Source organism: Sphingobacterium anhuiense (assembly GCF_042686355.1).
GTDB classification, from domain to species: Bacteria; Bacteroidota; Bacteroidia; order Sphingobacteriales; family Sphingobacteriaceae; genus Sphingobacterium; species Sphingobacterium anhuiense.
The window spans coordinates 366,208-386,263 of the sequence record NZ_JBHUPE010000001.1; the positions used below are offsets into that span (position 1 = coordinate 366,208).

Here is a 20,056-nt window from a genome sequence, read left to right on the forward strand (position 1 = left end):
GCAATAGGAATTATACCAATATTGGAGCATATTGAATTTGAAGAACTTTTATTAATAGTACCACTAACAGAATTGGATCCATTGCTCTACAGATGTTAACTTAAATATTATTACCTTCGACTATTGTTTAAAGAAATAAACGCAAGTTAAAAAAATAAAAATTGCATTACTTAAATTAAAATAATCTTTACATGAAAAGAACAACCAAATTCATCATATTTTTATTTCCCGTTGCTGTTTTCATTTATGGATGCAGTAAGACTAACGATACGCCCGAGTTACCGGAAAAACCTGAAGAAAAACCGAAGGCTATGTTAGACACCTATATATACTTGCGAAAAGAAGTCATCGATTTTAAAGCGTTTAAAGGTTCTTCCAAAGGCGGTATAGATGTTTCTGGCTCTGAAAAACCAGAATCGTATTGGAATTCAACCAAACTTGCTGATTACTTTTACGATACATTAACTGTTACTAAAGATAGTATTTTAGAAAGGCCATATGAGTATGAAATCAATGATTTCAGATATGAACAACGAAAGGATAGTGTTTTCCGCTGGAATCGTTATGCAGATTTTTGGGAGTTTTACGGCATAAAAAAAGGCGATACTTTAGAACATTATGTATGTTTCTATAATTTTCAGAAGAACACTCCACCTTTCGCATCTGGTGTAAATGGTCACAATTCAGGTGAAGTAAAATATTCACAGTATTTTAATAATGAAGCGCCCTTTTTTAAAGGGCCTGAAGATATGAAGAATGAGCATGATGAAGTCGCGTGGTACAATATCAAATACATATTTGTTAAAAAGAAATAACTTGTAAGTGCATATTGGCTTTATACCTCTCTTTGATATTGTAATGTTATAATACCAAAGAGAGAAAGCGCCAGATTTTTTGATGTACAATGAAAAATTAATTCTATTAACATTTCATATTAATTGTTTTACCGGACTCCTTAAACGACGCATATCAGGGATGAATGACCAAATATCAGGGATGAATGACCAATATGAGTAATGGTATGACCTATATCAGGGACGAATGATCAAATCCGAATAAAAAACATAAAAACGATTGAAGAAATTAATTTTTTTTATCAAATAAGAAAACATCATTGGTTTATTTTCTAAATGGTTCATGATCAAAACTGTCTTACTTTGAAGTTCTCTACCTTAATAGATCTGATATGTCCAAAGCATGTGGATTAAAATTACTTTAAGTATTGATGCAGTACTAGATCTTCTATATTTTGTACAGACTTAAGCGAACCACCTGTTAGTAAAAGCAATCTATCACTGACATCCATCACATGTGTATAATAATGATCTGAAATGAGTATTCCTTTTAAATGTTTTACAGCTAAAATATGTTGTTTAATCATGTCAATATAGAGTGGACTGAGTCCTGAAAAAGGCTCATCAAGAAGGCAATAATTAGCCTTAGAATAAAGGACCAACAAACACTCAAACAAACGAACGAGACCGGTGGAAAGATCACCTATTTTAGATAATAATCTCTCCTTTACAATATCGATATCCATAATTAGTGAATCTTCCAAATCAAAATATTGAATAGCACGTAATAAAGTCAAGCGCTTTGGAATAAAGCTATACTGAGTTAGATAAGTAATCTTCTTAGTTTTATACCCTTGATTAAAGATCTGCCCATCACATTTCATATACGCAAAATCAGGATTACAGTTGCCAAAAATGCAATCCATCAAAGTTGATTTACCAGTACCATTACGCCCCAGTAAACCAACTATAGTTGACAGTTCAAGTTCAAGGAACAGACTGCTTAGTATCATGCGTCCTCCTCTACTGTAACAGAGACTATCTAAATATAAAGAACGATCAAGAGGCATAGCAATAAGAAAAGTATAAAATCTAATGAATAAATACTGATAAGCAGCAGTTTTGGAGATTGTTTGATGTTTTTCAAAAACACTACTTTTGATTTGAAATTAAAAATATATTCTCCGATAAAAGATAAGACGCTACCAATAATTTTGAACCAAAAAAAATATAAAAGGACTTGTGGACCATATCGCTCTACTAATTCGGCCATTTGTAAGGTCAATATTAAAGTCACAAAAAGATTAAAAAGGATTAAAAACCAGAAAAACGATAAGGATAATTTCAGTTTATTGGGATGCATGTTTATTAATTGGTCTTTTAGAAATATATAATCTAAAAATACAGATTAATAATTATAGCATAATGATAAAAAAAGTTAAAATATTAGCTTTTGATCTTCAATTAGATAGTTCAATGACATGTCCTCATTTTCTAGATTTAATTCACATTATCTAATAAATCCGATCAACTATTTTTCAAATGGCAAATAGGCTAACATTTACAATGATTTAGCTTCTACTATTGTCGCAATACACATTAATTAAAGGGAATTTTCTCCATTTGAAAGTTAGATTATAATACTTCATAAAATTTAAGATCAATTGGAGAAGTTGTTCAATTAAAAGCAATTCAAATTGCTTATTTTAGCAATGCTAAAAACTAAAAAAGGATCAGATATTATTTCGTGAAAGGTAAATGAGCAATAGTCATATTTATATATTAAGTGGTTTAGGTGTTGACCGAAAGGTATTTTCAAAAATAAATTTTGAAGGGCTTAAGGTATTCCATATCGACTGGATCGCCCCGCTAAAAAAAGAGACTATGGAAGCATATGCTGAGCGACTGTCATTGCAGATCAATGATGAACAACCGATACTAGTTGGTCTCTCTTTTGGAGGAATGATGGCTATGGAAATAGCTAAAATAATTAAGGTGCAGAAGATTGTACTGCTTGCCTCTGCTAAAGGTGAATATGAACTTCCTTTTCTTTACAAAATAATAGGTGCTCTAAAACTTAATTATGTTCTACCGAAGACTTTTCTAAAGCAGCACAATAGGTTGGTCGATTATTTCTTTGGGATCAGCTCAAAAGAAGATAAACTGATGCTCAAACAGATATTGCAGGATACTGATGTCAAATTTTTAAAATGGGCGATCAATCAAATCTTAAACTGGAAAAATAACGTGGTCCATTCCTCTGTCATCCATATTCATGGTAACCAAGATCGTATCATCCCCATTCGTAACATTAAACCAACTTATGTGATTGAAAATGCAGGTCATTTTATGACCATGACTCATGCTCGAGAAATTGAGTTGTTGCTTAAAAAAGTATTATAATTTAATGGAATTATAGTCCGATACTCTTAATTAATACAAATTTTAAAATCAGCACAATAGTCATAAATATGCGACAATTTAAAATATTTTTCTACCTGGTCATTGGACTTTCTGTATTGATTATGATACTCCCCACTTTCTTGTTAGAATTTACGGAGTTTTCTCTGGCCATAAAATGGACCGTTAACTTTTTTGTATTACCGATATTAATCGTGATGATCCCAAGTTGTTCCTTCATTTATTTGAAATTTATGAAGCAAAACGAAACCCCAAATTATACAACACAAATACAGACAAACTTAAGGTCAATTTTTAGAATATTTTTTATGACACTAGGTATGACATTTATTTTTAGTGGCACAGTTGTTTCCTTTATAATTCTTAGCAACGCTTATTTTCAGGGCAGCAAGAGCATAGATATAAGTGGAAAGATTATCGACTATTCGTTAGGTAGCAGGAATAATAAGCATTATATTGAAATTAAAGACAATCATTTTGAAAGAATAATTAAACTGCAGGTTCAACAACCATATGAAATCGGTCAAACATTTGAAAAAAGAATGTATATCGGAAAATGGGGACTGTTATTTCTAAAGAAATAGCAAAGCAATGGGTAATCACTCATTTAAGGATAAATTCTTCCGTAATTACCGCTAAAATTTAATATTTGTCAACTACTTATATAGGAACGCTATGTATATTGAAAGCACATTTCAATCAAAAGTGTTACTACAAAAGATAATACCTCATTATAAAAGTACTATCTTCTATAAATCATGAATATGTTTTTTATTTTTACTTCTGATCCAGGTTTTGATAGACAGCTCTCCCACCGACCCAGATTCCGAGTACGGGTATATTCCGTAGTTTCATAAACGGATCGGTTAGAGAAAGTGGATCTTGAGTTATAATTATAACTACGCATAACGGAATTTCAACGCGGATAGCCTACCTCAAGAAGTGCATTCATTGAGAAACATAGCCATCCTACTTGTTTATTTCCTCCACCTTAATTCCTGGTTTTGCATAAGATAAACGACCTACAAATTCCGGAATAAAATAACGGTCCAATCCGGCTACAGCCATTGATCTTGCCTTTACATGATCGACAGTACCATCCTCTTCAATAATCAGATCATCCAGTAAAATCTGGACGATTTCGCCAATGACAATCGTTGTTCCATTGAGCGGTACATCCATGATTTCTCGCAACTCCAAGCCTATCCTGACAGTTGATTCTCTGACAAAAGGAGCTTTAAATCCATCGGTATAAAACTCATTGAAATGGCACTTTTCAAATTCAGATACCCCAGAACCATAACTGGCGCTAGTCTGATGGGCCTGTTTATACCAATCTGGCAATACATTGTTCAAGGTATATTGGCCGGTAGCTTGGATATTTTTAAGGGTATCGTTATGCTCGCGTTGAGGTCTCATAACGAGTCCTATCAAGGGCGGGTTGGCTCCTAAGTGAAATGCTGAACTGATAATACTTAAATTAGGTGATCCATCTATGCTACAGCTACCCAAAAGATTGACTGGTTTAAAACCGATCAGACTATTGATCAGGCTGATCCGATAGAATTTTTCCATCTCATCGATCTGATTTCTTTTTATTGTTATCATCCTATTTTTTATTTAAACAATTGTTTTCGTGAACTACTTCAATCTTTTTAATAAATAAGGAATAAAAATAAACTAATTTATCATAAAAATTTTCAATAAATGATATAAAAATTCATATAAAAGGCCATTTTAGAATCATTATCTACTAAAAATATATTTATAAATTTTATGGTCTTTATTATAAACCTAGAATATGCTTATATTCGAATATTGCAACGATTTAAAAAGAATACCTCAACACGATGATCAATGGGAATCGATAATTTAATAGCTTTAATTTCAGCTTACGCCAGATTTTCTGAGGCTGATATTGCGATTATCAAGTCAAAATTTACAAAACATAACTTTAAGCAAAAAGAATATATTCTTCAAGAAGGTCAGGTCTGCACCCATCTACATTTTATTGCGATTGGTTTGTTACGCATCTTTTACGTAAGAGATGGCAAAGAGATAACAAGCTACTTATCGAGTGACAATGGTTTTGTTTCCTCCTATTCAAGTTTTATAAACCAGTCAAAGTCTTATGAATATATCCAATGCCTGGAAAAATCGCAAACGCTCGCCATCACCTACAAGGATATGCAGGAGCTTTATGAAACTGTTCCCCAATGGGAAAGAATAGGAAGATTTTTCTCAGAACAGAATGTGTTATGTTTAGCAGATCGGCTGTTAAAACTCCAATCTATTCCAGCCAAAGAAAAGTATCTTGAATTTTTAAAAACATCTTCTGAAAAAATAGTGCAACGGACACCCCTTATCCATATTGCATCGTATCTAGGTATTACTCCTGAATCGTTAAGTAGAATCAGAAGCGAGATTTCTTAACATTTATCAAGGAGAAACAATAAGCGATTAGACATTTTTGTATAAAAAAATACAAGAATGAAAGAGATCGCTAAAAATGTATTCCAAATTCCGGTGCTACCAAGAAACAGTATCAACTGCTATATCATTGACGATGTACTGATTGATGCAGGAATAAGAAGTTCAAGCAAAACCATACTACAGGCACTTAAATATAAAAAAATAACCACCCATGCCTTAACTCATGCCCATGCTGACCATCAGGGAAGTTCTGCTGTGCTATGCAACACGGTAAAGATTCCGCTCTGGACTTCTGAATTGGAAAAAAACAATGCTGAGTCTGGAAATGTCATCAATGAATATCCGAATAAAAGGCATTTTATTGCTCGGTTTCAGCAACATTATTGGGCAGGAGCAGGTCATCATGTGTCGCGTATTCTGAAGGAAGGCGACACGGTTGGTAGTTTTACTGTTATTGAAACTCCTGGACATTCACCTGGTCATATTTCATTTTTTAGAGAGGAAGATCGGGTTTTAATTCTTGGGGATGTGCTTGTGAATATGAATTTAATAACGACTGTTACCGGATTAAGCCAACCACCCGATCTATTTACTAAGGACAAGAGATTGAACCTAGCATCTATTCGAAAAATCTATAGCCTAAAGCCCAAGATCATTTGTTTTGGACACGGACCTGTTTTATATGATAAGGGGGAATTAGAACAGTTTATGACGAATCATTATTCTTAACAGAAAATGTCTAATAAACTTATTATCAATAAGCATTGAAAACATATAGCGAACGGAATTATTAATCATAAACTTAGTCATCGTTCACACTACTCCTCTTCGGTTCGCCAGTCTCGTTTAAAATCATAAACATACAACTATCAACCCCATAAGTACAATGCATATTGTTAAACTTAATGGATCCTGGAAAATTGTTCATGTGCTTTGGAAATTTAACAACGCAGAACAGCATTAAATATCCATTTGAAATGAATGGTTGTTAAAAAGGTCGGACAGAAGAAAAAGCCTATCGGCGAGATCTCAAATCCTACTGCTTTTCATCTGTTCTAAAAAGGCTCTAGAAGGTGCTCTAGAGCCTTTAATGATCGGAATGGGGTACCGAATTAAAGTTTTTATATTGTGTTACGCTAAATTATACATTTTTTTTACGGATTAAAAGAAACATCACAAATAAATGTCTCTTATACATAAATAAAAAAAATAGTTATAAAGAACCATTGAGACATGAGCTACCTCTTCTAATGCCTTAGGATAAAATGATGAGAAGCTTAAGACGGCTTCAAATTAAAAAAAGTAAATTATCCCCCATGACACAAGTCCCATTACACCACAATTGCCGACCTATAAGCTACTTACAATACATCCACACAATTCTAACTTTATTAAATGCAAGATTTAACGATTCTTATACAAGATTGGAAAATAATCAAATAGGAATTACACTTTGTCTGGGTTTGATTCCAAGTTTTTACTTGTAAAGTACACGTTATCCTCGGTCTATCATTTAATTGCTGCGATCCCCTCATGCCAATTACCAAGTTTAATCTATCTGTACACTAACAGCATGCTCTTGAATAGCATTCAAACCTTAACCGTATAACTACCCGGTCATGTTGCGCTACGCTAACGTATTTTGGTCCAGCGACAGCGAATATCATACACTTTATAACGAATATAGCTTAGCAGTAGGCTCCCCCTTTTCCCCTATTTATATTTGATTGTAGGAACTATACTTAATAACCTTTAAAAACAAGAAGATGAAAAAGATTTTAATGACTCTTTGCGCTATCGGACTAGTGTCCTCTGCTGCATTTGCGGGATCGGGTAAAATGCCAAAAAAAGTTAAAGATGCGGGAATATTCTGCGAGTATACGCTAAATATCTACGACTCCAATGGAAATTTTTTAGACTCGGAAGTCACATTATCCTACCAGGGTAGTGGATCTTGTGGCCGATTTTTCAAAACCATGCGATCGTATTACGCATCGCAAGGATACGAACTGAATTAACAAAAACAACTGATTATACACTAAAAATTACACATGATGAAAAAGCTATTATTTGCACTGATTGCCACATTTGGTTTGTGTGCTTCGAGCATGGCAACTGAAATGAATACTAAACATGTTTCTAAAGAAACTGCAGTAAAGAACGAAAAGGCATGGAGATGCACAATGTCTGTAACCGTTTATGTGAACGGCGATGCTGTAGGTTACGATGTTTATCATACAACGACCAATGGTTCGTGCCACACGTTCTTTAAAGCCATTAAAAAAATGTACACCGATCAAGGCTTTTCGATGAATTAGGATAACCTAAATTCAAAAGCTTTTCTAATCTGAGCCATAGTGTTATTTTTCCTATGGCTCAGATCATATTTATAGTTCTGTTCGTACACGTTATAACCGATTCTACAATTAAAATATAATACCAATGATACGTAATGTGATTTTACTGCTTTTAGCGGTAAGCGGAAGTCTAACTTCGAAAGCCCAACAGCTGATGGCGAGTTACGAATATATTCCTTCGCCCGTCGCCACCTTTAAAGAGGATGTCTATTATGACGGAACGGTAAAGATTGCGGTGCGCGACTCGATTTCGCTAAAAAAAGAAGCAACCACAGGCCAGTCTGAAGATGAAATGGAGTCGAGTGAGCTTTCTGTTGTGCTGGACGCTGGCAAAATATTCCGTAAAATTGTTATCCAAGATCCTAAACAAAAGGGACTGATAGAAACCCGATCACTTGACAGTAAAAACTATCTGGTAGAAGATCACACCTTTAAAGCGATCAACTGGAATACCGATTATCCGGAAGAAGAGAAATTCGGAAATAAAATGTGTAAAAAAGCTACTGCCGACTACCGGGGTACAAAAGTTGTGGCCTATTATGATCCGGCTATTCCTGTACCGGCCGGACCGTACAAATTCGGAGGGCTTCCTGGTCTTATTGTGATGCTATACACCGAAAGTGCTCATCCGCACTATTGGTTGCTTAAAAAAGTATCCTACCCTTTCGAAGGTCAGATTCCTGTAGACCGTGACTATATACAAACTTTGCCTAAAGTGTCACTGAAAAAATATGTAGAGCAGGATGAACGTAAGATTGCAGAGCAGATGCGCATTATGCGTTCCAAACTACCTGAAGGGGTCGAATTCAGTACCGAAAATAAAACGAAGACTCGAGGCACAGTAGAGCAGGTGTATGAATGGGAGCATGGTTCGAATTAGCTTGTTGCTGTTATTTTTAATACAGTTTTCACAAAGTTACTGCCAAACCTTGATACGGGGTAAGGTAACTGCACCATCGTCTACCCCAGCTGGTATTCGCGTCAATCTCGTTGCTGAGAATGGTTCTGGAGGTTCGCATTATTCCTTTACAGATGCCAAAGGCATGTTTTTCTTTTCGGGAATAAGTCCTGGAAATTATACGCTTCTTTTTCAGTCGCTGGCCTACAAGTCCCTCAGCAGATCCATTCATCTCAGTTCAGATACCCTGGAACTTTCAATCGAGCTGGAAGAAAGCAGGATACAGTTGCAGGAGGTATATGTAGCACCAAAAAAATTTATTAGGGCCGGGCGCGATACTATTGAACTTGATGCCAAAAACTATCTGCAAGGTGAAGAGCGGACTGTTGAAGACCTGCTTCGAAAAATTCCGGGGATGCAGATCAGTGAAAACGGCACAATCAAAGTGGGTAATAAAGAGATCGAAAAGGTGATGGTGGAAGGTGATGATTTATTTGGAAAAGGTTACAAACTGTTAACGCAGAACCTAACGGTACATCCGATCGAAAAGATACAGGTACTGCAGCGATACTCAAACAATAAACACCTGAAAGGAGTTGAACATTCTGAAAAGATAGCACTCAACCTGACCCTCAAAAGTGAAAGTAAATCGCAATGGGTAGGCAGTATCGATGCGGCAGCAAGTGTAATCCCTATTGATTTTTACAATGCACAGGCTAATCTGATGAATTTTGGAAAAAAAACAAAATATTATCTATTGGGATCGGCCAACAATAATGGTCTGGAGACTTTACGGGGTATAGACCATCTCATCTTGAGCCAGGATCCGAACGAACCTGGTCAGATAGGTCTACAGGTTTCAACTCCTTCCCTATTGGAAAATAAACCGACCTTAAATGAGTTTGACCCGCAACGGTCAAACTTCAACAACGACAAGCTTATCTCCTTCAATGGTATCTTTTCGCCAAGAAAAGATCTGAAGATCAAATGGCTGGGTTTTGGTAATAGCAAAAAAAATAGTTTTGTGAGGCGGAGCTTATCTGAATATGCAATTGAAGATCTTAAATTCACAAACCATGAAGATCTTCATTATACCAATTCGGATATTAATTATTTCAGCAAAATAGAGCTGCAATATGACCCGGGTAAAAATTCAACTATTGCGTACATAGGTACATTGGGCAACATTAAGGCAAATGATATAGGCGAACTAACTTTCAATGGTATCGGATCATTGGAAACGATTAAAAAACGAAGCCTCCTTTCAAACCATTTACTGAGCTACACGCAGAAATTAGCCGAACGTGCCGTACTGGTCTCTGCATTCCGCTGGATCAGCCAGCATTCCCCCATCAACTATGCGGTAGACCAGTACCTGTATGGCGATCTGTTTGAAGCCGAAGGTATAAAAATTGATAGTATAAAAAACGTATGGCAGGATACCGAAAATAATGTGGAATATTACGGAATCATCACCGAGTTGGTTAAGCGCGATGCGAAAGGCAACCCCTTCAGTGCTTCAATAGCGCATGAAATTACAATTCGTGGCTTCAATTCGGCATTCTATCTGATGAATAGTTCTGGAGATACTTATCGTCCAAAAGATTTTTTTAATAGATTGAATTTTGAAGAACATAACACAGCCCTATCCGCACAGTACACCTGGAAATCCCGAAGGCTGGAGTTGACACCGAGCATCACAGCACGACTGCTTCATTCGACCTTACACGACAAAATTGCTCCACAGATCCAGTCCAGCATAAATAAATTATGGTCTCCAAAATTTACACTGCTATGGAGAACGCATAGCAAGGGTAAACTGCGCAGTGAAGTTTCCTATCAGATGAATATGTCGCAAAGTACGCTTGATGTACTGCCAAACTATGTGTATAAAGGTAATCGTACTTTTTCCAGCGGTTTAAAAGAAAATCCCGTACTGGATGTATTTCATATTAATGCAGTTTATACTTTAGGAAAAATGACGGATAAACTGTATACAATCTTATCGGGAGGATATAGTCAGCAGTTCGATTACATCGGCCAACAGCAGCAACTGAATCCTGACTATAACCGCAACAATCTTGTTCTGTTTAAAAACAGAACCCTGACTTATTTTAATGCGCAGCTAAACTATTTTGTAGCTGGGCTAAAAGGTAACCTGAGGCTTACCGGAGACGGTCAGGTGGCGAAGTACCAGACACAGATCGAAGCACTTCCCCCTTTACCGATCCAAACGGCGGTTTACCAGCTAAGTCTGGACTACCGCAGTGTCTGGGAAAGTCCGATCAATATTTTTACTGGTTTGCAATTCCATAATTCGATAATTCGAAATGGATTAACAAGAAGCGTTAGCCAGTCTAAATTTGAAGCGAATATCAATGCCCGCTTGAGTAAAAAAATACGTGCATCGCTGAAGAATGAACTGTACCGATTTGAAAAAGGACAGTATAGCCCGAGCCAATATTATTTGTTCTCGGACTTTGCCCTACAATATTTCATGTTGAAAAAAATACAGGTTGAACTTACAGCAAAAAACCTATTTAATACGGACACGTTTACGCAATCTGTGCTCTCGGATAGCCATCAGTCAACCCAGTCCTATGCGTTACGTGCCAGACAGCTCATGCTTGGTATAAACCTTAGTTTTTAACCCACTTAGGAAAGTGTGTGCAATCCGATCCGCTAATCGTGAAATTATTGAGCGACAGATTGAGCTAATTTTTCAATAGTACGGGTACTTTGCATTATCTTTAAATATAATTATATTCATCTCGTATGCCTTCTGCCAAAATAAACAATATAACTGTCTTTTTACTTACACTGTTGCTGTTTTCCTGCGGTAAAAATAATCGCTCTTCTAGTGTAACAGAACAAGAAAACAGCACTTCAAAAAAAGATTATATCGCCTTTCTTATAAGCACGGATACTTTACCATTAGTGGCAAAAATAAACGCCATAACCTTAGAAGACAGTATCCTTGCTAAAAGGAAAGATAGTATATCAAGAGCAATGCATTATTTCTTTCAAGCAAAGCTTAACTATTGGGATAGCGACTTTCAAAATGCGTCTATCTTGCTGGATAGTATGAAGGTAGGACACCAATCTGGCGATCTCTATTTTTTAAAAAAATGGGCTTCGCTGGAACAACAGACCCGTGGAAGTAATGTCGTAGATGCTGCAGTGATGAAAAAAATACAAGAACTCCTGCAAAAAGCAGAAAATGCATCCAGTAGGATCACTTACCTTTTTTATGACCTCACCGCCAAGTCATTTTATCAGAATAAAAACGAAAAGGCGGCAGCAATATATGTGGACAAATATTATCACGCTCACCCCTATAAGGAGCATCCTGTTGTCAAACGACGCTACTACGATATGATATTTTTGCTAGCATCCCGACTGGATGATTATGAGAAAATGGCAAAATACAACAAACTGGCAAAACAGCTGGCATTAGAATCTAACGATAATCTCGCCTTGGCACGTACCTACGACAACGAAGCGCAAATCTACGCCCGTATGGGATTCTATGATGAAAGTCTAAAGATGAGTAGAGCGTTTGTTTCCATTTTAGAAAAAAACAACGATATCCATGATGTAGCTTACAACAATTTAGCCAAAAGCTTTATAAATATCGGCCAACTAGATTCTGCAGTATATTATTACAAAAAAGCGATTGCACTGAATAAGAAGAATATGTCAGATAAACCTAGATATCTTCTTTACAAAGGCCTGTCCGAGGCCTATGTACTACAAGGTGATTACAGAAAAGCATATGAAACCTTAGATATGGCTAGCCAACTTGAAGTAAAAACGATTAAAGAGATCGAAGCGGCTAACATTGCGGAAATAGAAGAGAAATACGAAGCAGAAAAAAAAGACCGTAATATTCTGACCTTAAAGAGTAAAAATCAGCATAATGAAGACATCATTAGGCAACAGAAATATATGCTGCTTTCTGGTCTAGCTTTGGCAGCAGGATTGCTTGCACTTATCTATAACGTGTATCAGCAAAAAAGTCTAAAGCAAAAAAACAAATTACTTCACAGTGATAACAGTAGGCTAAAACTGGAGCATAAGCTTTTGCAGACCCAGCTCAATCCACATTTTGTTTTTAACTCTATCGCCAACCTGCAAGGTCTCATCGCAACAGGAGACAGCACAGAATCTGTACGTTACCTTTCCTCGTTTTCCCAATTGCTACGGGATATATTGGAACAGAGCCGGATGGATTTTATAGATCTAAATGAAGAAATTATCTCGCTCGAAAATTATATCCATTTGCAACAGATGCGTTATCCCAACCTTTTCGGCTACCGCATAGATATAGATGAACAACTGGATACCGAAGAGGTGTTTATACCACCTATGTTATTGCAACCTTTTGTAGAAAATGCGATCGAGCATGGGTTTAGGAATATTGCTTATAAGGGCGAACTTATTATCCGGGTTGAATTAGAGGAAAATGGTCTTATCATAACGATAGATGATAATGGAAGCGGTCTGACACAGCAAAAAACACCAAGTCAGAAAAAGAAATCGTTGGCGCAAGATATATTGAGAGAACGTCTGCAGTTATTATATAGACTCAATAATCAGCAGGCACATTTTGAGCTCATTGAAAAAAAAGCCTTTGGCAAACAAGGCATTAGCATTAAAATAAATTTACCCATTATCAAAAATATATAAGGAAATTATGATAAAGGTCTACGTTTTAGAAGACGAAAAAATTATTCTGCGCCATCTGCTGCAGATACTGAATGAAATGCCAGACATCAAGGTGCTTGGCTATACCGAAGGGATCGCTGAAGCGAAAGTGGAAATACCTCTTTTAAAACCAGATGTGATCCTTGCTGACATTAGACTTAAAGATGGCAATAGCTTTCAATTGTTTGATGAGATCGGAACAGAAAATTTCCAGATCGTTTTTTTAACAGCATACGATCAGTACGCCATTGAGGCGCTGAACCTGGGAGCACTTGGTTATCTTTTAAAACCAGTAAACAAAGAGTCACTTCATGCCATGCTGGATAAATGCCGACAGCACCGTGGGCAAATGACAATGGATCCGGAACGTGTTACTCTAGCTAAAGATCACTACCTCTCTCCGGAAACCCCATTGAACCGGAGGATCGCACTCAAAAGTCAAGAGTATATCGAAATCGTATCGATGGACGATATCCTTTACTGTAAAAGCGATAAAAGTTACACTTCGTTTTTTCTCACAGATAAAAGAGAGGTGCTGGTCTCTAAAGGGCTCAAGCTCTATGAAAATATGCTGACTAGATGTGGTTTTCTCCGTTGCCATCAGTCTTATTTAGTAAACTTCTTATATGTAAAAAAATACTATCGGGAGGGTTTTCTCGAAATGACCAATAAAGAAATGATACCGGTATCAATTAGAAAAAAGGAAGAGGTCTTATTGTATCTGGAAAATTTAGCCTGATGGCTGTCTTGCTCCACTTTCTTATGCATTAAAATTAAACGGTAACGACGTGGTATACTCATTAAGCTGCTTCAGAACGTAAGACTATTTTACAGGATGCAAAACTGCTATAAGCTATAGGAGTTTTGCATCTAATTGATAATAAATCGTATTAAAATATTTAATACGATTCGATCATGAATGCAGCAAATCAGCAAGAAATGGATAATACTCAAAAGATTTGAAAGCTCTTCAGATCCTTGATTAGCAATTTATAGTTGCTTTGTTTTAGAGATGTAAATATTCAACTGGACAGCGGCATCATAGTTCATCAAATCTTTAGGTCAAAACGCACTTTGTTTTATCATTAATCTTCACCTAAAGTAACATTAATAAACATTGATGCGCATTATATTTTACTCAGTTTATGCATTTTTGAACGAAACTTAGATCAAGTCTTGAAGTTGCTCCACATGAAGACTGGGAATCTGAACAGGCCTGATGCGATCAAAATAGGAGTCGGAGATTAACATCTGAACCGTTTTCTCTATAAAATCCAATTTTACTTCCTTGACCAATATCAAATTTGGTTCTACAGAGAAATAACCATAATCTTTAAATTCACAATCAAAATCTTGTCCTAGACGAATGATATCATAGAAGTAAAGATGATAATATTCTCCATTCAATAAGACATAAATATCACTTCTGTAACCTTTGCTATACGCCTCATATTGTGCTGATTCACTATTATCTAAACAAAATATTTTATAACTATTCATTTCAATATCTGATTTAACTGTAGTAGTTTTTATTAGCCATCGATCATATACTATAATATTTTTATATGCAGAGTACCATCAAGTTAAAAAAAAGAACGGTTTATTAAATAGCTTCGTTTTGGTACAGTCAATAATACCGATTTATCGACCGAAAATATCTTAAAATTGATATTCACTAAAAAATCAAATGGAAAAGATCTGTTATGTTATTGCCTATGATGCCTGTCTATCTTAATAAATATAGCTAAAAAGGAGCGAATGAAGATATTCTTAAACCTTTATTAAAGTGAAACAGATTTAATGTTGAATGAATTTGTCAATATCAACTACGAAATAATAAAAAAATCTCCTTATGATTGTAAAATGGAAACCCTAATAGTCTTGGATCTAGACGAAACCCTGCTTTATGCTGTGCAAAATAAACTTGAAAGAGATGAAGACTTCAAGTTGGATTCGTATTTCATTTATAAAAGACCTTATTTAGATCACTTCCTTACGTTATTAGCAAGGGATTTCAAATTAGCAGTATGGAGTTCGGCAGACGATGTTTATGTAAAACAATTGGTTGAAAGAATCAAACCTGCGCATATTACATTTGAATTTATCTGGGGAAGATCGCGAACGACAAAAAAACGTAAAAGTGTGACTGATGACTACTACTTTGTAAAAAGATTATCTAAAATAAAGCAAAGAGGATTTAAGTTGGAAAGGACGCTTATTATCGATGACACAGCTGAAAAATCAATGCTAAACTATGGTAACGCAGTCCAGGTAGTTGAATTCACGGGCAATCCTTTGGATGATGAATTGCTACAGTTATCGAATTATCTTCAAAAACTAAAAGACGCCGAAAATGTTCGCGTAATTGAAAAAAGATTTTGGAGAAATGCATAGCAATGTTGCTAATTCTGACCACTAGGTGAGAAAAAACATGCTACAGATCAGAGATTCAGTTTTCCTTAAAAATTTAATTGCATTAGAGCTGTTGAAAAGGTATACACCCCAGCATAAATGATCACATAACTTATATTGTGGGTATGGTTAGCTATCTAATATTTTCTTTCGAAGGAAACACCATTGAATCGATAAACACCACTCGGATTGGCTCCTCCAAACCATAATTCGCCATCTTTACTTTTATATATGGTCCAGATATGTTGACTCTCGACACCGTCTTCTTTCGTGAAGTTTTTGATGGATTTACCATCGTATCTCCATATACCAGAGCCTACCGTCCCAAACCAGACATGCCCTAAGCTGTCCTCTCCAATCGAAAAAACTTTCTCAAGAGAATTACCTTTGGTATCCTTCTTTTTTAGTTTTTGTTCCTTGGAAAAATTAATCACTTTTTTACCGTCATATTTTAATACACCGATCCCATTATTGGCGATCCAGAGATTTCCTTTTCCATCTTCCATAATACTACGGGCATGCAGATGTCCGGTCTGATCATTGAGACCCAAAGATTCATCGTTAAATATTTTGAAATCGGAGCCATTATAACCGATCACTGCACCATAGCTCCCAAACCAAAGTGTTCCATTTTTACTTTTGACAAATGCTGTACTAATGGAATAATGATTCTCATGTCCTGGTTTTGTTTTAATAGGAAATTTACGATATGAAAGTTTCTGTCCATCATACTGATACACCCCCGGATCTCCTTCAAGCTTGTTGTACGCCTCCATTTCATTTCCTTTAAAATAAAGGTCTTGATCTTTTATTTTCCACTCGCTTTTTGAGTTATAATTTTTTGCTGTATAAATAGTCATGTGCTGTCCATCGTATGTACTTAGACCTTTACCGCATTCAAACCACAGGATACCATTCGCGTCTTCATACATATTTCGGACCTGATTGTGGCTTAATCCGTTTTCTGTTGTAAAATAATGAAGTCTTCCATCCCGAAGCATGCCAACCCCTTCACTGTGACTGCCAAACCAAATATTTCCTTTGCTATCTTCTAAGATTGAACGTATACCACTGTTGTATTTCAATCGTGTGGAATCGACTTCATTTTCAATGGGTTGTTTCTTTTTTTTAATCTGATTTGTTTGACTTTGATTTTGACAGGATATTGTGACAGCGATCACAAATAGATAGCAAAGGACAAATACATATGGTCTATTTAATGTAACTTTCATCTAAATAGTGTTTTTTGAAAAAGAATGGGTCGAGAAATTATTCAGCGTTAATCAAAGGAATACCGGCTTAGATTTCTCCATTCTTCTTGAAGAATACTGTAAACGTAAGTTCCTTTACTTTCACCATAAGACTGAATATTATAATCTCTTAAAAGCCCTTCTTTAACCGCACCGATCTTTTCTATTGCTCTTTGTGATTTGAAGTTGTTGATATCTATTTTAAACTCTACTCGACGTAAATCTAAAATGTCAAAGGAATAGTCAAGGAGAAGTCTTTTACAAATTGCATTTATACCTGTACCTTGATATTCTTCGCCAATCCATGTCCATCCGATTTCTAACCTTTTATGCTGAAAACTGATATTTCCAAACATCGTTAATCCGATTGGAGCACCCTCTTCCTTCCTGATAATGATGAGTGGGTATAATTCCCTTTCCTGTTTTGCATGAAGACAGAAATTAAAATAATCTGTCAGATCGCTTCTGTTTTTTACTCGAGCTCCAAATTCGCCTAATGCTGTACTATAGCTAATAGATTCTATTTTGTCCATATCATCAATGGTCAAGGGCCGCATTAAAATTGACTCGTTTTCAAGAATCAATTCGGATGAGAAAAATGTTTCTATATTCATTTTTATGCTTGTGGCTAACAGTTGGTTATACTAGCCTAATATACATAAGTTCCGTAACATTATTTATAACAGTAGTTTGATTCTTTTAAGTTCGAATATTTTTTTAATAGACGAATGTTCGTATATCATTAAATAGTTAAATGATAAATTCAATATCAAAGAAAGCCATGGTGGTGAAAACATAATACAAACTGAATGTATTATTTCCAAAAGTGCGATACTTTTAGAAACAATACACTTAGTTTGTATTGACGGCTAGAAAATTAATAGCATGATAAAAAATGCAACAATGATTGCTCTAGTCCCAGAAAGGATTTTGAACTAAATTTTTATTCTTATCAATTTCCGACTGAGGCACTGGAAACCAATAATTCTTTTCTGAGAAAAGACGTTTCTGATATACTGACCTTTTGAAAAACGCTTTCGGATTAGCGTCATTGTCATCTTTTTCTGTACCAGAAAAATTCATTCCATAAAAATTACCATTAATGGTCTGCTCTCCTATTTTCCATCTCCGAATATCACGATAACGAATTCCCTCATTGTTAAGCTCTACACGTCTTTCTTGACGAATGGCTTGACGTACCTGCTCTTGACTACTTGGAACGGGTAATGCGGACGGCCCTGTTCCATATTGTGGAATACCTCCCCGCTCCCGAATTAAATTTAAATATTTCAATATATCGGCGTGACCAGGGTTACTTTCATTTAATGCTTCGGCATAATTAAGATATGCTTCTCCTAAACGATAGAGAATACCTGGCCGATAAGGATTCGTGCCGTTACGAGGGTCATAATCGGGGTGTACTTTTTTTCGTACCAGGTATCCGTTCTGTGGCGCATCATGTGTCGGTCCACCATCCCAACTTCCTAAATAAAATTCAGTTGTTCGATTTTCTCTCCTAAACCAAGCGCCGTTATACAGCACAGAAATATAAAACCGTGGCTCCCGATGGGGGTACATATTAAAAGTTCCCTGTAGGGTTACAATACCTCCTCCTTTGGATTCTGCCCATTGTGTATTCCGAATTTCATTGGCACTTGAAAATCCTTTCTCCCGATACCCTGAGAGGGGATCATTGATGGTACGCCCATTTTCCATATAAAAAGCATCAACCAATGATTGTGTAATTCCTAAACCTCCATTGCCTCCTGTCCCACGTGGCTGGGCATGTCGATCGTATTCCCCAAAATCTGAATTAGGTCTTGCGAATAATATTTCTTTATTACCATCTTGCGGTCGTCTGAACATCATATTCAGATATGACATAAATGGATCTATGCTTCCATCTGAATTATATTCATAATAGAGCTTATGTCCAGAAGCTTCGGCACGATCGATAAGTAATTTACTGGCTTGCGTGGCAATGACCCATTTATTCGCATCGAATGTTGCATTATAAATGGCCTCTCCTTTATTATTTACAAAAGATTTGTAGGCGCTATTGCCATTAACTAAAGGGCTTGCCGCAAATAAAAGTAATCTTGCCCTAACAGCTAAGCACATAATGGAAGTAGCTCTTCCATATTTTTGTGTATTCGTGTAACTTGCAGGCAGCACCGCAGACAGGTCTAATAGTTCCTGATCGATCCATTTGACGACATTGTCAAATGGCGTTTGACCTAGCATTAACTCTTCTTCACTGCCATTGGGATCTGCCATACCGAGTTGAAAAGGTATTGCTCCGTATGTTTCCAGCAACAGCGAATAATAATAAGCAATCATAAAACGAGCTTCCGCCTTCATCAGGTTTACTTCGTCTTCGGTTACCAATTGTGCAGCATTGGGTTTGACATGTTCTAAAAAGATATAGGCAGAGCGGATTCTTTTAGGCAGCTCGCTCCAATAATTAGGATCCCAATCACTAGTCGGATTCCAGTTGCCGGTTTGTTTTGCAAGTAAGGTCCAACCAAACTGTTCCCATCCTGTAGATGGCGCCATATCGTCTGATAGTGGATCCCATCCGATCGAACGGGTATAGCCCCAATAGGGATCGGGAATATTACTATATATACCTGCAAGCCAATCCTCAGTACGCGTTTTATCATTGAACACCATTTCTAATGTCAATTGATCATCTGGCATCTTATCCAAATATTTTGTGCACGAGGTTAGGGCAAAGGTTATAAAAATGATGGATATTAATATCTTAGATTTTTTCATTACAGT

General features: G+C 36.1%; 19 protein-coding genes. 12 read left to right on the forward strand and 7 right to left on the reverse strand.

Annotation, left to right across the window (positions count from 1 at the left end; all coding sequences use genetic code 11):
* The first annotated feature begins 191 nt into the window (after positions 1–191).
* On the forward strand, positions 192–815 hold the full coding sequence (locus tag ACFS6I_RS01535) for a hypothetical protein (RefSeq protein ID WP_380917679.1): 624 nt from the start codon (positions 192–194) through the stop codon (positions 813–815).
* A 395-nt stretch (positions 816–1,210) separates the two neighbouring features.
* Here ACFS6I_RS01535 and ACFS6I_RS01540 read toward each other — a convergent pair whose 3' ends face one another.
* Complete coding sequence (locus ACFS6I_RS01540; RefSeq protein WP_380917681.1) at positions 1,211–1,807, reverse strand: ATP-binding cassette domain-containing protein; 597 nt, start codon at positions 1,805–1,807, stop codon at positions 1,211–1,213.
* 745 nt (positions 1,808–2,552) lie between these two features.
* On the opposite strand from ACFS6I_RS01540, the gene ACFS6I_RS01545 reads away from it, so the two are divergent.
* Entirely contained in the window at positions 2,553–3,197 is a 645-nt protein-coding gene (locus ACFS6I_RS01545) for an alpha/beta hydrolase (RefSeq protein WP_380917683.1), read from the forward strand.
* A gap of 91 nt (positions 3,198–3,288) precedes the next feature.
* Here ACFS6I_RS01545 and ACFS6I_RS01550 read toward each other — a convergent pair whose 3' ends face one another.
* Positions 3,289–3,435 carry a hypothetical protein gene (locus ACFS6I_RS01550; protein WP_156169672.1) on the reverse strand — a complete coding sequence of 49 codons (147 nt, stop codon included), beginning with the start codon at positions 3,433–3,435 and terminating at the stop codon, positions 3,289–3,291.
* Between the two features lie 88 nt (positions 3,436–3,523).
* Between ACFS6I_RS01550 and ACFS6I_RS01555 the strand changes: the two genes are divergently transcribed.
* Complete coding sequence (locus ACFS6I_RS01555) at positions 3,524–3,799, forward strand: hypothetical protein (protein ID WP_380917685.1); 276 nt, start codon at positions 3,524–3,526, stop codon at positions 3,797–3,799.
* Positions 3,800–4,184: 385 nt separating this feature from the next.
* On the opposite strand, the gene ACFS6I_RS01560 is transcribed toward ACFS6I_RS01555, so the two are convergent.
* Positions 4,185–4,823: a flavin reductase family protein gene (locus ACFS6I_RS01560; protein WP_380917687.1), complete on the reverse strand. Its 639-nt coding sequence runs from the start codon at positions 4,821–4,823 to the stop codon at positions 4,185–4,187.
* Between the two features lie 249 nt (positions 4,824–5,072).
* Between ACFS6I_RS01560 and ACFS6I_RS01565 the strand changes: the two genes are divergently transcribed.
* The 8 genes from ACFS6I_RS01565 (at position 5,073) to ACFS6I_RS01600 (ending at position 14,349) form a co-directional block, all read left to right on the forward strand.
* A complete protein-coding gene (locus ACFS6I_RS01565) occupies positions 5,073–5,648 on the forward strand; it encodes a Crp/Fnr family transcriptional regulator (protein WP_380917689.1) in 576 nt (191 codons plus the stop codon).
* A 57-nt stretch (positions 5,649–5,705) separates the two neighbouring features.
* On the forward strand, positions 5,706–6,377 hold the full coding sequence (locus tag ACFS6I_RS01570; protein ID WP_380917691.1) for an MBL fold metallo-hydrolase: 672 nt from the start codon (positions 5,706–5,708) through the stop codon (positions 6,375–6,377).
* A gap of 1,037 nt (positions 6,378–7,414) precedes the next feature.
* Complete coding sequence (locus tag ACFS6I_RS01575) at positions 7,415–7,666, forward strand: hypothetical protein (protein WP_380917693.1); 252 nt, start codon at positions 7,415–7,417, stop codon at positions 7,664–7,666.
* Positions 7,667–7,699: 33 nt separating this feature from the next.
* Complete coding sequence (locus ACFS6I_RS01580) at positions 7,700–7,966, forward strand: hypothetical protein (protein WP_380917695.1); 267 nt, start codon at positions 7,700–7,702, stop codon at positions 7,964–7,966.
* Between the two features lie 124 nt (positions 7,967–8,090).
* The gene (locus ACFS6I_RS01585; RefSeq protein ID WP_380917697.1) at positions 8,091–8,885 is read left to right on the forward strand and encodes a GLPGLI family protein; all 795 of its coding nucleotides are present in this window, start codon (positions 8,091–8,093) and stop codon (positions 8,883–8,885) included.
* Positions 8,872–11,553 carry a carboxypeptidase-like regulatory domain-containing protein gene (locus tag ACFS6I_RS01590; protein ID WP_380917699.1) on the forward strand — a complete coding sequence of 894 codons (2,682 nt, stop codon included), beginning with the start codon at positions 8,872–8,874 and terminating at the stop codon, positions 11,551–11,553. The genes ACFS6I_RS01585 and ACFS6I_RS01590 overlap by 14 nt, the downstream gene beginning before the upstream one ends.
* A gap of 125 nt (positions 11,554–11,678) precedes the next feature.
* On the forward strand, positions 11,679–13,592 hold the full coding sequence (locus ACFS6I_RS01595) for a histidine kinase (RefSeq protein WP_380917701.1): 1,914 nt from the start codon (positions 11,679–11,681) through the stop codon (positions 13,590–13,592).
* A 7-nt stretch (positions 13,593–13,599) separates the two neighbouring features.
* Positions 13,600–14,349, forward strand: coding sequence for a LytR/AlgR family response regulator transcription factor (locus tag ACFS6I_RS01600; protein ID WP_380917703.1), 750 nt, complete (start codon positions 13,600–13,602; stop codon positions 14,347–14,349).
* 425 nt (positions 14,350–14,774) lie between these two features.
* Here ACFS6I_RS01600 and ACFS6I_RS01605 read toward each other — a convergent pair whose 3' ends face one another.
* On the reverse strand, positions 14,775–15,110 hold the full coding sequence (locus ACFS6I_RS01605; RefSeq protein ID WP_380917705.1) for a hypothetical protein: 336 nt from the start codon (positions 15,108–15,110) through the stop codon (positions 14,775–14,777).
* Positions 15,111–15,473: 363 nt separating this feature from the next.
* On the opposite strand from ACFS6I_RS01605, the gene ACFS6I_RS01610 reads away from it, so the two are divergent.
* The gene (locus tag ACFS6I_RS01610; protein ID WP_380917707.1) at positions 15,474–16,004 is read left to right on the forward strand and encodes an NIF family HAD-type phosphatase; all 531 of its coding nucleotides are present in this window, start codon (positions 15,474–15,476) and stop codon (positions 16,002–16,004) included.
* Between the two features lie 155 nt (positions 16,005–16,159).
* Here ACFS6I_RS01610 and ACFS6I_RS01615 read toward each other — a convergent pair whose 3' ends face one another.
* From ACFS6I_RS01615 to ACFS6I_RS01625, 3 genes are all read right to left on the reverse strand, one after another.
* Positions 16,160–17,254 (reverse strand): ligand-binding sensor domain-containing protein, encoded by a 1,095-nt coding sequence (locus tag ACFS6I_RS01615; protein ID WP_380917709.1) that lies wholly within the window; start codon positions 17,252–17,254, stop codon positions 16,160–16,162.
* Between the two features lie 47 nt (positions 17,255–17,301).
* Positions 17,302–17,886: a GNAT family N-acetyltransferase gene (locus ACFS6I_RS01620; protein WP_380917711.1), complete on the reverse strand. Its 585-nt coding sequence runs from the start codon at positions 17,884–17,886 to the stop codon at positions 17,302–17,304.
* Positions 17,887–18,184: 298 nt separating this feature from the next.
* Positions 18,185–20,050, reverse strand: coding sequence for a RagB/SusD family nutrient uptake outer membrane protein (locus ACFS6I_RS01625; RefSeq protein ID WP_380917713.1), 1,866 nt, complete (start codon positions 20,048–20,050; stop codon positions 18,185–18,187).
* Positions 20,051–20,056: the final 6 nt, after the last annotated feature.

Bases quoted from the DNA above. Each gene is read 5' to 3' on its own strand.
- ACFS6I_RS01535 (WP_380917679.1), top strand. From the start codon at position 192: ATGAAAAGAACAACCAAATTCATCATATTTTTATTTCCCGTTGCTGTT.
- ACFS6I_RS01540 (WP_380917681.1), bottom strand. From the start codon at position 1,807: ATGATACTAAGCAGTCTGTTCCTTGAACTTGAACTGTCAACTATAGTT.
- ACFS6I_RS01545 (WP_380917683.1), top strand. From the start codon at position 2,553: ATGAGCAATAGTCATATTTATATATTAAGTGGTTTAGGTGTTGACCGA.
- ACFS6I_RS01550 (WP_156169672.1), bottom strand. From the start codon at position 3,435: ATGAAGGAACAACTTGGGATCATCACGATTAATATCGGTAATACAAAA.
- ACFS6I_RS01555 (WP_380917685.1), top strand. From the start codon at position 3,524: ATGACACTAGGTATGACATTTATTTTTAGTGGCACAGTTGTTTCCTTT.
- ACFS6I_RS01560 (WP_380917687.1), bottom strand. From the start codon at position 4,823: ATGATAACAATAAAAAGAAATCAGATCGATGAGATGGAAAAATTCTAT.
- ACFS6I_RS01565 (WP_380917689.1), top strand. From the start codon at position 5,073: ATGGGAATCGATAATTTAATAGCTTTAATTTCAGCTTACGCCAGATTT.
- ACFS6I_RS01570 (WP_380917691.1), top strand. From the start codon at position 5,706: ATGAAAGAGATCGCTAAAAATGTATTCCAAATTCCGGTGCTACCAAGA.
- ACFS6I_RS01575 (WP_380917693.1), top strand. From the start codon at position 7,415: ATGAAAAAGATTTTAATGACTCTTTGCGCTATCGGACTAGTGTCCTCT.
- ACFS6I_RS01580 (WP_380917695.1), top strand. From the start codon at position 7,700: ATGATGAAAAAGCTATTATTTGCACTGATTGCCACATTTGGTTTGTGT.
- ACFS6I_RS01585 (WP_380917697.1), top strand. From the start codon at position 8,091: ATGATACGTAATGTGATTTTACTGCTTTTAGCGGTAAGCGGAAGTCTA.
- ACFS6I_RS01590 (WP_380917699.1), top strand. From the start codon at position 8,872: ATGGTTCGAATTAGCTTGTTGCTGTTATTTTTAATACAGTTTTCACAA.
- ACFS6I_RS01595 (WP_380917701.1), top strand. From the start codon at position 11,679: ATGCCTTCTGCCAAAATAAACAATATAACTGTCTTTTTACTTACACTG.
- ACFS6I_RS01600 (WP_380917703.1), top strand. From the start codon at position 13,600: ATGATAAAGGTCTACGTTTTAGAAGACGAAAAAATTATTCTGCGCCAT.
- ACFS6I_RS01605 (WP_380917705.1), bottom strand. From the start codon at position 15,110: ATGAATAGTTATAAAATATTTTGTTTAGATAATAGTGAATCAGCACAA.
- ACFS6I_RS01610 (WP_380917707.1), top strand. From the start codon at position 15,474: ATGGAAACCCTAATAGTCTTGGATCTAGACGAAACCCTGCTTTATGCT.
- ACFS6I_RS01615 (WP_380917709.1), bottom strand. From the start codon at position 17,254: ATGAAAGTTACATTAAATAGACCATATGTATTTGTCCTTTGCTATCTA.
- ACFS6I_RS01620 (WP_380917711.1), bottom strand. From the start codon at position 17,886: ATGAATATAGAAACATTTTTCTCATCCGAATTGATTCTTGAAAACGAG.
- ACFS6I_RS01625 (WP_380917713.1), bottom strand. From the start codon at position 20,050: ATGAAAAAATCTAAGATATTAATATCCATCATTTTTATAACCTTTGCC.